Genomic DNA, 14,657 nt, shown 5'->3' with positions numbered 1-14,657 from the left:
CTTCGATACCTCAGGATGACAAACCGGGCTCAGGATGACAAACCGGGTCCTTCGATACCTCAGGATGACAATGTGGAGGAGGACAGTGTGAAGCCCGTGGAGCGCACCGTGCGAATGAGCTTCACGTCGTGGCCGGCGTCGATCTTTTGGCGCAGGTACGAAATATAGACGTCGACATTGTTCGGATTCAGCATTTTCTCGTCGTGCCAGATGAGCGAAAGTAGCTGGCTACGGCTAAAAATGCAGTTCGGGCTGCGCACCAAGACATGCAGCAAGTCGAACTCGCGCTGCGTGAGCTCGATCTGCCGCTGCGCGCGCCTTACCGTGCGGTCCTCGGGGTTCAGCGAGAGATCTTCGTAAACCAGCGGCGTCGTCGTCAGGACCCGCGGGCGGCGCAGCGCGGCACGGATGCGCGCGGTCAGCTCAACGATGGAAAATGGTTTGACGATGTAATCGTCTGCGCCCAATCGCAGGCCTGCCACGCGATCGTCGAGCGCATTCTTGGCCGTCAAAAATAAAACCGGTACATCGCTCCGCTCGCGAATACGCTTGAGCACCTCAATACCGTCGATTGCGGGCATCATGATGTCGAGGATGATGCAATCGGGCTCGCGTTCCAGCAAGCGCAACGCCTCGCTGCCACTGCGTGCAGTAATCAGCTCGAACTCGCTTGGGGACAATCCTGTCTTCAGCACGTCCAAGATTTCGGCGTGATCGTCCACCGCCAGGATCATCGGCCTCTTGCGCATCTCGGTCACGCGGCGCTCGGCAGCGAGATCGTCACGACCGTACCCGTGCCCGGCTCGCTCGCGAGCGCCAGCGTCCCATGATAGCGCTCGACAATTGCTTTTGCGATCGAAAGCCCGATTCCGGAGCCGCCGATATCGGTGCGTGCGCCGCCCCGAAAGAACCGGTCGAAAGCACGCGCCAAGTCCGCCTTGTCCATACCCGGGCCGCCGTCGCGCACGACGATCTCGATGCGGCCATCGTTTCGGCTCACGCGCAGATCGACCGCCGATTGCGGCGCATACTTCAACGCGTTGTCAACGATGTTACTGATCGCTTCGTACAATTCGTTCTCATCAACGCGCGCGTGACAATCGGCTTCGATCTGCGCTACAAGCCGGTTGCCGGCCAGCGGCTCAAAGGCCCGGACGAGTCGCGCCGCAATCTCCGAGACGTTGACCGGCGCGGCGGCCTTCTGCAACGGACGATCGAGGCGCGCCATCAGTAACAGCCGGTCGATCATGCGCGCCATCAAGGCCACTTGCTCTCGCATCGTTGTGACGAGTTTCGAGCTGACCTCCCGGTCGAGCGGGCCGCTTCTGTCGAGCACTTCCGTGTAGCCGCTCAGCACGGTCAAAGGTGTACGCAATTCGTGCCCGGCATCGGTCAGAAATTGACGCGCGGCGAGATCGTGTGAACGCGCCAGCTCGAACGACTCGTCGCGCAGCGCGCGGCGAAACACCCAATACGTTAGCGCCGCAGCGAGCAGCGAGAGCGGCAACACCACCAGCCAGCTTCCCGTAAGAACGATCCAGCGCACCGGCGCCTCACCCGCAATCACGAAGCGCGTGGGCAAGCGCCTTTCGGCCAGTTGGGTCCGGTGCTCCGTGATGAACGCGGCGGCCGCACGCGACTGGCGCTCGAGCTGCGCCGCCGTCACCAGCCCGATGGTCATGCCGGTAATGAAAAATAGGACCGCAAAAAGAAAGAACTGAGCCAGAAAAACGCGTTTAGCCAATAATGCCTCCGCCCCGTTTTAGCGTTCGGGGCAGGACCACGTAAATCCCGATCTGCGGCGCATAGGACTGGGTGAAGTATGGGGCGATGCCGAGCTTGCGCGCCACGGCGGTGTCGTAGTCGAGTACGGTGATATAGGCGCACGCTTGCACGAAGTTGCGAATCGGCGCAAAGCTCTTGCCGTACTGAATCTCCAGCCAATAGCCGCCATCGCTTTGCCGGTGCGGAACGAGCGTTAAATCCGTAAAGGTCGGAAGGCTTGTTCCGTGCTCGAGCGCGGTCCGGTAGAGATCGATCTCGTGCAGCGCGGTCGCATACGCGGCACGCATGTCGCTCGTGCAGGCCGGATCGTCGGTACGGACCTCGAGTGTATTCGCGCCCGGCGGCGGTTCTTTCAAGTGCGCGTCGCCGCCACCCGCGCGTTCCTTGGGTGGCGCGGCAGCGGCGGCCACCTGCGCTTCGAGGTCGATCTGCGGCGGCTTGCTTCCAATCGTATAGCTGAGTTGGAAGCTGCGCGGCGCGTTCGGACGCGCCGGAAGCAAGAGCGAGGATCCGTTGGAGAGCGCAACCGACACCGCGTTTGCATTACTCGAGTACGTGCCGGCGAAACTGTTGAATACGTTCGTCATCGTGAGCGTCAGCGCGCCATTGCCCAAACGCTTCTCCAGCCCGAGATTTGTCGTGACGTACGAGGGCAAGTGCTGGGGATTGCCTCCCGCGACATATTCGAGATCGGTAACGAAATCTAGGTCGCTGTGAATCGCCAGCGTATCGAGTGCGAGCGACGCGCGTTGTTGCGGAACGCCTGGGAGTTGTCCGCCGATCGGAGTCGTGCTCGCGCTTGACGCAAGCTGCGGCGCGGCGAGCAGGGTCGCACCGGTCACCGAGTACGAACCGTAGACCGATGAGTTGTGGCCCACCGTCATCCGCGCGGAGAGATCGATTCCGCGGAAGAGCTGTGTCGTTCCGGCAATCTGCCGGCTTATGAAGACGCCGTTTGGCGCGAACGGTTGAGCGCCGCACACGCCCGGCAGACTCCAGGTCGCATTTAATGACTGCAGGTAGCCCGGCGGAAAGAATCCCGGCGGTTGCGAGGCAGCGGTGACTGACGTCGTCAGCAGCTGGTCGCGCTGAATTTGATCGTACAGATAGACGTCATAAGTGGCTTTCGCGGTGGAGTGTTCGACTTGCAAGGTGAGGCCTTGCTGCGTCGGTTTGCCCGGCGCTTGAGCGGGCCCGCCGGCAACCACATTTCCGGCTGCGCAATCATATGCTGCGCTCGCGGGATCGGTAAACGCGCTCACGCTCTTCTGCGAGGGCTGAATGCCGCCGCTGGACGCGGTCAGCGTCAGACTATCGCTTTGCGCCGGCCGCCACAGCGCGCTGAGATTGGCAGCAGATTCTAACGGCAGCCCGGGTTGCTGTACGAGATTCGCGCCGGCTGTCAACGTCAGCTTAGGATTCGCTTTGAAAGTATCGTCGAGCGCGTACGAAACGTAGCTGCCGGCAGCGGTTTGTAAGGGTTGCGTGGCCGCTGCAAGCATGTCGTTAAAGTGGTATGACACGCCGCTCGCGGTGAATGTGTGCTGCCCTGCCGAGGTGACGAAGCCGAACGAATAGCCGCCGCCGGCGGTCGTAAAGGTTGAAAGGCTCGCACGATCGTTCTGCGTGCGAAACAGTTTTACGTTGCCGGCAACCGCACCGAATTCGAAGTCCGCGCCAACGGTTGTTAAACGGAATTGCCCGCGCGTCGGACTTCCGGGCAGCAGGCCGCAGGGCTGAATCGTCGTTGCAAGCGCGCAGACCGGATCCGCCCCGTACGTCCGGTTCAGCGCGAGTCCGACCAGCGAAAAGTTAGGCGAGACCGCGTCGTGCAGGCTAAGCAACGCGCCGTTGTCGCTGGCATGGGAGGCGCTACTTAGCGGGCTCTGCTGCGATTGCGCATTGAATTCGAAGACTGCGCCGACCTTGCCGGAGGTTCCAGTCACCTGGTAACGATTGCCGAAAGCGTTATACGATCCGTAAGTCGTTTGGGCGAGGTGCTGCAGATCCGTGGTGGCTGACGGTGCATGAAAATTCACGGAACCTGCCGCGCCCAGCGGCGTTGACGCAAACGAGACATTGGCGCTCGTGAAAAGACCGGTTCCGATCGTGCGTAAGTCGGCAGTCTGACCGGGCGGAGAAAGCGGCACACCCTCGAGCATCACGGCGGTTTGTTCGGTACCGTGTCCATGCAGCGAAACGGTGACGGGCGAGTTCGGATCGTTGTTTGCAGTCAGAACTTGCGAGCCCATGCTTCGGTCGATGGCGCCGCTGAGTGACGACGCGATCCTCTGCGCAGGCGTTCCCCCGACGACGATGCCGGCAATCGGGTTTGTCGAAGCCGCGCGAACGGCGGCAACTTGTTTCAGGCGGAGCGAGAGTTGGACGACCAAACTCACCGGCGCAGTTCCGGTTACGATAAACTTGTCGGCGTGCGGAGCGTAGTTCGGCTTCCAGCTTGTGACGTCGTACGTGCCGGGTGCAACGCCGTCGAGTTCGACGCGGCCCGTGTCATCCGTGGTGGTCGCGATGAATGTTCCGCCGGTGATCGTGACTTGCGCGTCCGCCAGCAGCGCGTGCGACTTCGCGTCGCGCACCGTTATGACGGCGGTTGTGCCCGCGGCGCGTGCCGCTCCTCCCGCCGAACCCATGAGCAAAACCAAAGCGAGCCAAAGCCGTAGATGTCCCATGCTTTCGAGCGTAAGGACGCGTCATAAGAGATCGCTGAGAGCCCTTCGATACCTCAGGATGACAAGTGAGCGCAGACGGCCTGTCCTAAATCGGGAACTGTGCCGAGATTTGACGGCACGTTGAGCTGCGCCGTGCACGGCACACCGCCGGCGGTACTGCTGAAACGCTGAACTCCGGCGCCGACCCCCGCCACGTAAACGCGCCCCGCATATCCGACGATGTACTTGCCCTGGTCGCCCACAAGTACGCTGCCCGCAGGCAACGGCGCACCTTTGTCATCGACGACATGAAACGTAAAACTGCCGACGACGGCAATCGGAATCCGCACCGCGACCGGCGATGAGCTGGCCGGCGTCACGTGCTTGGGATCCGGCACATTCAAACTCAACGGAACATCTTCCGCCGAAACGGCGATCGCGTTGTCGCGAAACGAGGCGAGGCGTTTCAATAGGAGATCGCCTCGCGCGTCCGTCAGCCCGGCCGCCTCGTCGTTCACCGTAACGTGCGCGTGCGGCAGACCTGCGACGTGGACCATGCCGAAGGAATCGCTGGAGCTCACCGTGCGCAGCGCATAAATGCGGCCGCCGAGAAACGCCAGCGCACCCGAAACCTGGGGTTCGTAGATCTTGCGGCCGTTCTGCTGCTGGAACGTGAAGTTGGTCGAAGCCCACGGAAGTTCTTCGGTCATGGAAAACCGGCGATCTTGAGACTTGTTTGCCGACCATTGCGCCTGGTACGAGAGCGGATCGCCCGGCTCGACATTCTGTTTGGCATAATCGATCGCCGCAGTCGTATCGCCCCTGTTGGTGACCGACGAGCGCATACCCGCCCGCCTGCCAATCCCAACGGCGAAGTTGACGGACATGTTTCCATACGTGCGGTGTGTGACGAAATCGTAGAATGGGCTGATTTCAAAGGTAAACGTACTGATGCGGTACCGGAGTTTACTCGTTAGGAGCGAGGAATTCGAACCTTCGCTATCGCGATTGCGATCCAGGCGGAACGCCAGCGTCCATTTGCGGCTCAACTCGATGGAAAGCTCGGTAGCTTCCGAAATGTTGGTGACGACACCGAAGTCTTCGCCTTCGATGGGATCCGTACGGAGCGAGTTATACCCGAAGATCTCGTTAAACTGGAAATGTCCGCGGCGCAAATTGTACCGCACCTGTCCCGAGCGCCGCTTGTTTCCGCCGCCGGCTCGAAACTCAAGCGTGTGGTCCGGGCCCAGCCGGATGTCGGCTCCCGCGTCGATAAAATTCTCGCCGTTGATCGATTCGGCGTACACCTCCGCCGTGAGGTCGTTCGTAATGCCGAAATCGAACTTGCCGCCAAACACCGCATGGCGATAGTACGTGTTGCGTAAACCGACATTCTCTTGGCCGATGCCGGCGTTAAAAGCATATGCGGACTTGCCTTTCCCGAAAAAATCCGGATCGACAACCGGCCGCGCAACTTGGACGTCTTTTTTGCCGTTCGCGTCCGTGAGCACCATGACCACGTCCGAATAGGCCGCCGATTGCGGCAGATCGCGTACGGTGAACGGCCCCTGCTGCACGTCGCGGCGAATCAGCAATATGTTGTCGATGAAGACTTCCAGCAGCGACGGACTCGCCGCAACGCCGACGACAACCAGTGGCTCGTGACCGACGTAGTTTGGGTCCGACGAGAAATCGCTGCCGAAGTGAATACCCGCGAACGGAACGCTGGTCGCCAGCCAGTTATCACCGCTTGTGCCTTCGCCGATGCCCAACAGCGTGTGATGCACCGGATCCAAATGAACCCATCTCGTCCGCGCGCGATGAAACTCCAAACCGTTCTCGGCGGTGCTGACGTAGCGTGTGGTAACGACGCCGCCGAACAGCGCCGCGTTAAAATCGTACGTGCCGTTTTGGCGCATTAACGAATAGTTCAGGAACGAACCCCGCCCCGGTGAGGTGACGGGAGGACCGGTCGCGGCGGGCTGCCCCACAAATGAGGTGCGGCGCGCAACGATATTCAATTCGTCTAGCTCTCGGTCGTAAGACGTTGCCAGGTTTAGATCGGTCTGCAACCCATAATAGAAAGCTCCGTCGCGCACAAATGATGGCTTTGGCGGGTGCTTTAAGCGCCACGCATCTAATTGGTCGGCCGAAACGTAGAGGCTGTCGTCCTCGTCGCGCATGTACACCTCCGCATCGGCCGCGACTTCAACGCCGTCTATCAGCACGCGACAATGCTGTAAGTGCACTTGGTCACTGAAATCGGTGCCGGTGACGTCTTGCGCGAGTGCGGCTTGCGAGGTCAGCAGCACGAACGTGCACACGATCGCCGCCCGGCGAATCATTGCGTAACGGCTGCCTGTACCGTCCGGCTCTCGCCCGTTTCGTTTTCGATATTCAGCTCGGCTTCGGAGCCGGTGATAGCCGACGTTATTTTCAACGGTAAAACCGCCGAACCACCCGCCAGAATGTAGCGCGACGGTGTGCCGTCATACACCGTTTCTCCGGACGACGTGATTGTGAGTTTTCCGATGTACACGTGCGCGTTGCTCGGATTGGAGACAATCAGTTCGGCTTGCGTGGCGGAGATGCGCCGGAGTTTATAGGTCGGTTCGCCCGAAGGAGCATGCGGCGGAACGAAGAGCGGCACTTGCACGACGCGCGCTTTCGCCGTCGCCGTTGGCGGAACGATCTCGGTAAAGATGACCATGTAACTCGCCTCGACGTCGCCCGGCGTTTGCGGTGTACGGAACGTGACGCGGATAGGTTTGCTCTCGTACGGCTGGATCGAAAAAATCGGCGGGACGACGAGCGAGTCCGGAACCGGTGCAAACACGTCGCTGCCCTGCACTTGCGTCCAACGTTGAACGGTTACGTCAAAGTTTACCGTAAGCGCGTTGAGGCTCGAAAACGAAACCTGCGCTATCGGATGCGTCGGATCGATTTCGAGATTGCCCGGCTTGGTGCCGAAGGTCGCGGCCGAAGCCACGCCGGTACATACCACGATCGCACAGAACAGCGCGACGAGCTTCATGCGATCGCGGGCCTTTCCGGCGAGCGGGTGTACTCCATGAAGTTTGCGGTCTGCGCGGCAGTTTTTTCGCCGTAGTAGCGTTCGACCACACGCAGGGCGAGCTCGATGCCGGAGGTCAGGCCGCCCGCGCTTGCGATCCGATCGTGTTCGACATAACGCACGCCGCGAACGACATCAACCTTCGGAAACTCCTTGGAGAACGCATCATAGAAATCGTGATGCGTCGTGGCCGTGATTCCGTCGAGCAGACCCGTGCGTGCCAGCAAGAATGCGCCGATGCAAACCGACATCGTCAGGTCGGCGGTAGCGCTGGCTTTGCGAATCCAGTCGAGCTTAGCCTGCGTATGTTCGGCTTGCGCGCCCATAACGATGACATTCGGCGCAGCGGGCATCGTATCGTATGTGTACTTGGGTTGAAGCACCATGCGGCCACCCGCCACAATCGGCGCCATCGTGTCGGAGACGAGCTCGGTTACGAAGCCGGGTCCGCGCCCCTCGATGTGGGTGTCTTGGAAGACTTCCCATGCGCCGGCAATATCCATAATATTTGCTGCATGTCCAACAACGAATGCTGCCAGTACCGGGCCGTTCGGCGGGGGCTTCAGCGATTTCATAACGCGCGCACGGCGTGAGCAAATGCTCGCAGCAAAGTTGCTCCACCTGACGGAGCGAGAATGTCGCCCGACGCACGATCGTTGCGCCACACGTCGGGATGGTTGAAGTTCCAAGCGTCGCGCTCGGGGTGCGGCATGATGGCGAGAACGTTGCCCTTCTTGTTCGTTAAGCCTGCGCAGCCGAGCGCGGAGCCGTTCGGCACGGCGCGGTCGTCAACGGTTCCGTCCGCGTGCGCGTACACAAAAGCAAGATGACTCCCTAAGGTTATTTCATCCAAGTGCTCCGCATTCGCCGCGAGGCGGCCTTCTCCGTGCGCGGCCCACGCCGGAATCACGGCGCCGTTTGGGAGTGCGGCGGTAATGGCGCAGCGCGCCGGATCTATCGCCAGTTTTATGTGCACGTGCTTGCAAACGAACTTGCCGCTCGGCGCGTTGCGCGTAAACGCGGCAGTCGGTTTGCGGACGGCGGCCGTTCCCGGCACGAGCCCGGCCTCCAACAAAATTTGCGCACCGTTGCAAATACCGAGCACGAGTTTGCCTTCACCCGCTGCCTCTATCACGTAATCCATCATCGGATCGTGCGCGGAGATCGCGCCGGCGCGAATGCGATCTTCGTACGCAAATCCGCCGGGCAAGACGTATGCGGCGTAGCTCGGCAGGCGGCCGGCGTTACTCCAGTGCACGCTTTCTGCATCCAAGCCAACGTCGCGGCAAATGCGAACTGTTTCGCTTTCGCTATTCGTGCCGGGGAATACGAGCACGGCAACGCGCGCGCTCATGCGTAAATCTCGGTGAGCGGTTTGCTCCACGCCGCGCGCAGTTCATCGAGGTCGTGCGCTGACTCGCCCACGGAGATATCAACTTCTCCCTCGAGATCGGCGACCGTTGTCGTCCCAACTCGTCGCCACGCCTCGGACGGAATTCTCGTCGCGGCAAGGTGCGCGAAGGCTTCGGGGTCTGCGACTTCGATGAGCCAGCCGTCGAATTGATCCACAAACGCCTGCGCGCCACCAAACTCTGCGCCGAAGTCGTTGTCCGCCGCAAACGCCATGCGCGCCGCAGCGTTGAGTAGCCCGTCGGAGCCGAGTGCGCTTGCCGAAAGCACGAGCCGCTTCGCCATCGCCTCGCACACCACGGCAAGTCCCGGCGTTGCGATAAAATACAGATCGCTTTCGGGGTGCTTAAAACCAAGCGTTACAATATTTCGCAAGTCGTCGACGACGCCGACACAACCGATGATTGGCGAGGACGGTATTGCCGTTCCCGAAGATGACTCGTTGTACAGGCTCACATTTCCCGAGACGAAGGGCAGCTCGAACTTTTTGGCGTCGTTAGCGAGATCCGACACCGCGCGGACGAGCTGCGCGTAATGTTCTTCGTTGTTCGGGTTGCCAAAGTTGAGGCAGTCGGTTAATCCGATTGGCCGCGCTCCCACCGCAACGACCTTGCGCACCGCCTCCGAAACGCTGCGGCCGACGCTTAAGGCGACGCCGAACGGCGCGCCCGGAACTGGCGCAATAACGCCTGCGTCCGCTCTTCCGCGCGCAATCACCGTCGTTCCGCGCACGACCGCGTCGTATTGTTTAAAGAGCGGCTCACGTGAGCATGCGTTCAGGCCGGATAACAGCTGACGCAGCCCCTCGTCACGCGCCCGTTGGGCGCTGCTCGGGGATGGTTCGACGGGCTCACCATGACACGCTGAAGGTCGCTCTTCACTTATCGCGCCTGTTAGAAAGTCGATCGGGACGTCCATCACTATTTCGGAGCCGTGGCGCATCACGTACCGTTTATCGCTTTGCACCGCGCCGATCACGACCGCGCGAGCGCCGCGCGCGATCTCCGGCAGCGAAAACTCTTCATTATATATACGCAGAACGTCGAGCGTGGCGTCGCCGGGTAGAATCCAGCAGAGGCGTTCCTGCGTTTCGCCGACCGCAATCACTTCGGGCGGGAGATTTTCGACCGCAACATTTACGTCGTCGAGATCGATAATCGCACCGTAGCCTCCCGCCGCGCACAGCTCTGCCGTGCAGCCCATGATCCCGCCGGCGCCGAGGTCCTTAAATCCGGCGGTGATCTTCTTCTCGCGCAAGTATTCGAACACGCGATAACTCGCGCGCATGATCACATTCTTTAAGAATGGGTCGGGAACTTGAACCGCGCTCTTGTTGGCTTCTTGGTTCGCTTCTTCGAGGGTCAACGAGGAAAATGAGGCGCCGCCGAATCCGCTGGCGTCTGTCGCCTTGCCGACGAGCACGATGTCCCAGCCGGCGGAGTTCTCGGGCGCGCGCGAGTGGATGATCTCGCTTTCTTTCACGAGCCCGAGCGCGATCACGTTGACCAGGCAATTGTCGTTAAAGCCTTCGTCGAAGTAGACGTCGCCCGCAATGTTTGGAACGCCGATCGCATTGCCGTACGCCGCAATCCCATCGACAACTTGCTGCGCAACGTACCGCTGGTGCGAGTTCGGATCTTCCACGCGGCCGAAACGCAAGCAGTCCGCCAGGCCGATGACTTCGGCGCCCATGCACAAGACGTCGCGCACGATCCCGCCGACGCCGGTAGCCGCGCCTTCAAACGGCACGACTTGCGACGGATGGTTGTGCGATTCGTGCGCAATCACTACGCCGTAACGCACGCCGTTGTGCTCGCCGAGATGCAAGATGCCCGCGTCTTCACCTGGGCCGAGTACAACGTCCGGTCCCGTCGTCGGCAATTGTTTGAGCAAATGCCGGCTGCTCTTGTAGGAGCAATGCTCGCTCCACTGCGCATCAAAGGCGTGGAGCTCGACGATGGTCGGTTCGCGTCCCAAGCCTTCAGCGATGCGGCGCAACTCGTCGGGCCGCAAGGCCAAAGTTGGTTTAGGCAAAGTTCGGCGGCGGCGGGCCGGGCTGCATGTTGAGCGCGGCGTCGGCTTGCAGCACGGCGGAGCGCGCGTTGGTCTGCACCATCAGCGTGCGCCCGAACATCACGGTGTCTTCTAGACCCAGCGCCTTCGCGCATTGCAGCGCGACCGCATTCGGATCGTTGCCGCTCGCTTCAAAGACCGGCGCGCTCGTGGTGCCGTCGAGCATCGCGTGCAGCGCACCTTCGGGTCCGGATAATGCGATGTAAATGAGGCGCGCAAATGTCGCATCGTGCTGTTGGACGAGCTGCAGCACGAAACCGGGCGTCTTCGCGGCGCTGGCGACGTGTCGAATCATCGGCAAGCCGAGTTGTCCGAGCGCCTGCGAAAGCGCGTTGACTTGCGCCGTCTGCTCGGCGTTTTCCGCAAAGATCGCCACCATGCCAGGGCGCATGACCGGGAACCCGCCCGTCATATCGGCCACCTGTTCGTAGGCGCTTTTCACGTAATTCAAAGCTTCGTCATCGACTTTTTCAAGGTTGCGGTAGATCTGTTTGTCGAGCATGCGGTCTTCGCGGCCGCCGGGCCAGATGCGCCACGAGTCGTTGTCGATCACGTCCGCGATCACGAGTTGGCCCTGGTTCTCGCCGCCTGCCAGCCGGCCGAATTCGACCTTGAGATCTACGAGCATTACATCGCGTTTGCGCCAGGCGTGCGCGAGGATCTCGAAGGTGATGCGCGCGATCTCGCTCATCGCGGCGATCTCTTGCGGCTGCGCGATGTTGCGCGAAACGATTTCGTCCGGCGTGATGAGCGGATCGTGGTTGGCGTCGTCCTTTATGAAAAACTCGAGCAGGCGCGGAACCAGCATCGCGCCGCGCTGCATGCCGGGATTGCGTTTCACGAACGATCCGGCGGCTACGCCGCGCACCACCACTTCCAGCGGAATCATGTTGCAACGGCGGACCAGCATTTCGTTTTGATCGTCGTCTTCGCCGCCGCTCAAGTAGTGCGTGGGAAGGCCGCAGAGATTGAGCAAGCGGAAAACGCGCGCGGTTGTCTGCGCCGCGAGCCGGCCTTTGCCGGCAATCTCGTTGCGCCGCGCGCCGTCGCCCGCGCTAATCGCATCCGTTTGCTTTACCACCGCCATGTCCGGCTGACCGGGGCTTTCGTATAGCACTTTGGTCTTGCCGTGCGCGATCTCCATGCCTTTGTTCATTTTAAAGCAACCCTTCGATACCTCAGGGTCCTTCGATACCTCAGGATGACACGCATTACGCCACCACCGTTGGTTGAGTCGGAAAGGCTGGTAGTGCGTCGATCTTCGCCGCTAGCAATAATGCGCGCGGCGCTGCATTGCCAATATGTTTCGACGGCTCCAGCAGGCGGCGGATCTCCGCCGGATCGATCCGATTCGTGAGTTCGGGTTCTTCGGTGAGGAGCTGGCCGAGCGGGTTTTCCTTGCCTTGCGCGATCGCTTTCCACGATTGCATTGCGGCGGCGCGCAACACTTCGTGCAACTCCTGACGGTCGCCGCCGGCGCGCACAGCCTCCAATAGCACGGACTCCGTTCCGGCGAAAGGACCGTACGTGCGCAGATTTTCCGCGATGCGCTTCGTCTCGACGGTCAAACCGTTCACAACCTTCAGCGCGAGGCGAATGATTTCGTCGGTGCAGAGCAGCGCCTCGGGCAAAATCGTGCGGCGGTTGGCGCTGTCGTCGAGCGTGCGCTCAAGATAATTCGTGGCCGCATTTTGCCAAGCGACTTCAGCGTACGCGGGCAACATGCGCGCGAGCGATCCGATGCGTTCACACAGAATGGGGTTACGTTTGAACGGCATCGCGGAACTGCCGACTTGTTTTTCGGCGAATGGTTCGAAGACTTCGCCGAACTCCGGCGAGCTAAGGATGCGAATGTCGGCCGCAAACTTTGAAAGCGATGCGCCGATGCCGGCCAGCGCGCTCAAGAGCATGTAGTCGAGTTTGCGTGGATACGTTTGCGTGCTAATCTCGCGGGCAGTCAAACCGAAGCGCTCGAGCACCGCCTTCTCCAACGTCTCCGCCGAGCCGCTGCCATTAAGCAGTTGTTCGTATGAAGCGGACGTGCCGACCGCGCCGCGCATGCCTTTGGCGGTCAGGTTTTCGAAGACGAAGCGCAACGTGGTGTCGTCGATCAAGAGGTCTTGCGCGTAGACCGCAAAGCGATAGCCGAGCGTCGTCGGCTCGGCAGGCTGCAGATGCGTGAACGCCATGCAAACCAGATCGGCGTGCTCGCGAACCTTTTTCGCAAAGGCGCGCAGCAATTCGTCGAGCGCTGCGCCAATCAGCGCGGTCGCGCGGCGCAAACGGTAGGTTTCAACGGTGTCCTCGACGTCCATCGACGTCGAACCGAGATGCAGTTTTCCGCCGCCGGTCTTGGCTTGCGACGCGAAGACGCGGATTTCGGCCATCAAGTCGTGGTGAATTTCGTTTTCGATCTTGAGCGCAGCTTCGATGTCGACGTCGCCGGCATGCGCGCGAATATCCTCGAGCTCGTCTTTCGTAACCAGTCCGTGACGCGATTGCGCCTCCGCCAACGCAAGCCAAACCTGTCGCCAGAGTTTACGGCGCTCCTTTTCCGAAAACAGCGCGCGCAGCTCCGCGCTTCCGTATCTCCAGGAGAACGGGGACGCGTACGAGTCGTAATTCATGCGGTGGTTGGACGTTTCGCGCTGAGGGCGGACAGTTCCGTGGTCAGCAGTTCGACGACCAGCTCGGGGTCTTCGATGCGGCCCGTGACGATAGCGTCGAACGCGCCGATGGCTCGCTCGAAGGCGCGGCGCGCCCGCTGTTCGCCGACGCGTGCGGCAATTGGGCCGAGCGCGCGCGACCGCCAAGCCGAACGCCCGCTCAGTTGGCCGCCGCGGGCGAGCTCCCAGAGCAGTCCGCATTCAGTCGCAGCCGCATATACCAGCGGCACGCCGGCGCTTCGGTCGCTGGCAAACATTTCATGCGCGATGGAAAGCGCTTCGGCGATGCGGCCTTCGACCAGCGCTCCGGCGTATTTGTACGCTTTGGGATCTTCGATCGAAAGCGTCTCGCTTTCGAGATCGCTGAACGTTATTTTCTTGCCGCTCAGCGCGAGTTTTTGTAAGTCGTTACGAATAGCGGCGAGATCGGCGTTGCTGGCCGACAGCGCGCCGACGACGCGCGGCTCGGCGGTTGCTTTTAATTCTTTGAGCGTCTCTTCGATAAAGCGCGCGCGCACGGCATCGTTTACCGAGGTGTCGACGCGCAGCGCACTTCGCCCGGCCATCGCGCCGAATGGCTCCGGGCGTTGCGCGCGTGGCGAAAGCAGATCGCAGATGACGAGCGTGTTACCTTCCGGCACGGCTTCGGCGACGCTCCAAATATCACGGCGGATCGCTGTCTTCAACGTTTGCGCGTCGGTAATCACGATAAGTCGCGATGGCGCCAGAAACGGCATCGCCTGCACCGCTTCGCGGAGGCGTCCGGTGTCGGTGAGTTCACTCGCGGGAAAGCGATCGAGATTCAGGTCGCGCGTCTCGTCGGGAAGAACGCGATCGACGATTATTTCCAAGGCACGGTCCGCCAACAAGCGCCCTTCGCCTTCGATAATCACGAGCTTGCCGATCGCCGGCTGCTTATCGACAAAGTCGTAAAACTTCACGCCGGGCGTATTCGGGGAGAAGGCGGGCCGCCCCGTTGGA

At 61.1% G+C, this 14,657-nt stretch carries 11 protein-coding genes; all 11 read right to left on the bottom strand.

All coding sequences use genetic code 11. The features are described from left to right. Positions 1 to 59: 59 nt before the first annotated feature. The 11 genes from VFO29_03385 to VFO29_03335 are packed head-to-tail and all read right to left on the bottom strand — an operon-like array spanning position 60 to position 14,617. Complete coding sequence (locus VFO29_03385; GenBank protein HET9392558.1) at positions 60 to 734, bottom strand: response regulator transcription factor; 675 nt, start codon at positions 732 to 734, stop codon at positions 60 to 62. A gap of 20 nt (positions 735 to 754) precedes the next feature. Next, positions 755 to 1,744: an ATP-binding protein gene (locus tag VFO29_03380; protein ID HET9392557.1), complete on the bottom strand. Its 990-nt coding sequence runs from the start codon at positions 1,742 to 1,744 to the stop codon at positions 755 to 757. Further along, positions 1,737 to 4,475, bottom strand: a complete 2,739-nt coding sequence (locus tag VFO29_03375) for a TonB-dependent receptor (GenBank protein ID HET9392556.1) — start codon at positions 4,473 to 4,475, stop codon at positions 1,737 to 1,739. The genes VFO29_03380 and VFO29_03375 overlap by 8 nt, the downstream gene beginning before the upstream one ends. Positions 4,476 to 4,528: 53 nt before the next feature. Continuing rightward, positions 4,529 to 6,799, bottom strand: coding sequence for a fimbria/pilus outer membrane usher protein (locus tag VFO29_03370; protein HET9392555.1), 2,271 nt, complete (start codon positions 6,797 to 6,799; stop codon positions 4,529 to 4,531). Continuing rightward, the gene (locus VFO29_03365; protein HET9392554.1) at positions 6,796 to 7,488 is read right to left on the bottom strand and encodes a fimbria/pilus periplasmic chaperone; all 693 of its coding nucleotides are present in this window, start codon (positions 7,486 to 7,488) and stop codon (positions 6,796 to 6,798) included. Before VFO29_03365 ends, VFO29_03370 begins: the two co-directional genes overlap by 4 nt. After that, positions 7,485 to 8,102 (bottom strand): DJ-1/PfpI family protein, encoded by a 618-nt coding sequence (locus tag VFO29_03360; GenBank protein HET9392553.1) that lies wholly within the window; start codon positions 8,100 to 8,102, stop codon positions 7,485 to 7,487. The genes VFO29_03365 and VFO29_03360 overlap by 4 nt, the downstream gene beginning before the upstream one ends. Next, positions 8,099 to 8,881, bottom strand: a complete 783-nt coding sequence (purQ, locus tag VFO29_03355) for a phosphoribosylformylglycinamidine synthase I (protein HET9392552.1) — start codon at positions 8,879 to 8,881, stop codon at positions 8,099 to 8,101. The genes VFO29_03360 and purQ overlap by 4 nt, the downstream gene beginning before the upstream one ends. Then, the gene (purL, locus tag VFO29_03350) at positions 8,878 to 10,950 is read right to left on the bottom strand and encodes a phosphoribosylformylglycinamidine synthase subunit PurL (protein ID HET9392551.1); all 2,073 of its coding nucleotides are present in this window, start codon (positions 10,948 to 10,950) and stop codon (positions 8,878 to 8,880) included. The genes purQ and purL overlap by 4 nt, the downstream gene beginning before the upstream one ends. Before the next feature lie 13 nt (positions 10,951 to 10,963). Then, complete coding sequence (locus VFO29_03345; GenBank protein ID HET9392550.1) at positions 10,964 to 12,166, bottom strand: phosphoribosylaminoimidazolesuccinocarboxamide synthase; 1,203 nt, start codon at positions 12,164 to 12,166, stop codon at positions 10,964 to 10,966. Between the two features lie 55 nt (positions 12,167 to 12,221). Continuing rightward, complete coding sequence (gene purB, locus VFO29_03340) at positions 12,222 to 13,637, bottom strand: adenylosuccinate lyase (GenBank protein ID HET9392549.1); 1,416 nt, start codon at positions 13,635 to 13,637, stop codon at positions 12,222 to 12,224. After that, the gene (locus VFO29_03335; protein HET9392548.1) at positions 13,634 to 14,617 is read right to left on the bottom strand and encodes a hypothetical protein; all 984 of its coding nucleotides are present in this window, start codon (positions 14,615 to 14,617) and stop codon (positions 13,634 to 13,636) included. Before VFO29_03335 ends, purB begins: the two co-directional genes overlap by 4 nt. Positions 14,618 to 14,657: the final 40 nt, after the last annotated feature.

It is taken from the genome of Candidatus Rubrimentiphilum sp. (assembly GCA_035710515.1).
Classification (GTDB): domain Bacteria; phylum Vulcanimicrobiota; class Vulcanimicrobiia; order Vulcanimicrobiales; family Vulcanimicrobiaceae; genus Rubrimentiphilum.
Note: the sequence above shows the minus strand (reverse complement) of the source record. Positions and strands in the feature narration are given on the sequence as shown.

Excerpts from the sequence above, each read along its gene's own strand:
- VFO29_03385 (HET9392558.1), bottom strand. The coding sequence starts at position 734 with ATGATCCTGGCGGTGGACGATCACGCCGAAATCTTGGACGTGCTGAAG.
- VFO29_03375 (HET9392556.1), bottom strand. The coding sequence starts at position 4,475 with ATGGGACATCTACGGCTTTGGCTCGCTTTGGTTTTGCTCATGGGTTCG.
- VFO29_03370 (HET9392555.1), bottom strand. The coding sequence starts at position 6,799 with ATGATTCGCCGGGCGGCGATCGTGTGCACGTTCGTGCTGCTGACCTCG.
- VFO29_03365 (HET9392554.1), bottom strand. The coding sequence starts at position 7,488 with ATGAAGCTCGTCGCGCTGTTCTGTGCGATCGTGGTATGTACCGGCGTG.
- VFO29_03360 (HET9392553.1), bottom strand. The coding sequence starts at position 8,102 with ATGAAATCGCTGAAGCCCCCGCCGAACGGCCCGGTACTGGCAGCATTC.
- purQ (HET9392552.1), bottom strand. The coding sequence starts at position 8,881 with ATGAGCGCGCGCGTTGCCGTGCTCGTATTCCCCGGCACGAATAGCGAA.
- VFO29_03345 (HET9392550.1), bottom strand. The coding sequence starts at position 12,166 with ATGAACAAAGGCATGGAGATCGCGCACGGCAAGACCAAAGTGCTATAC.
- purB (HET9392549.1), bottom strand. The coding sequence starts at position 13,637 with ATGAATTACGACTCGTACGCGTCCCCGTTCTCCTGGAGATACGGAAGC.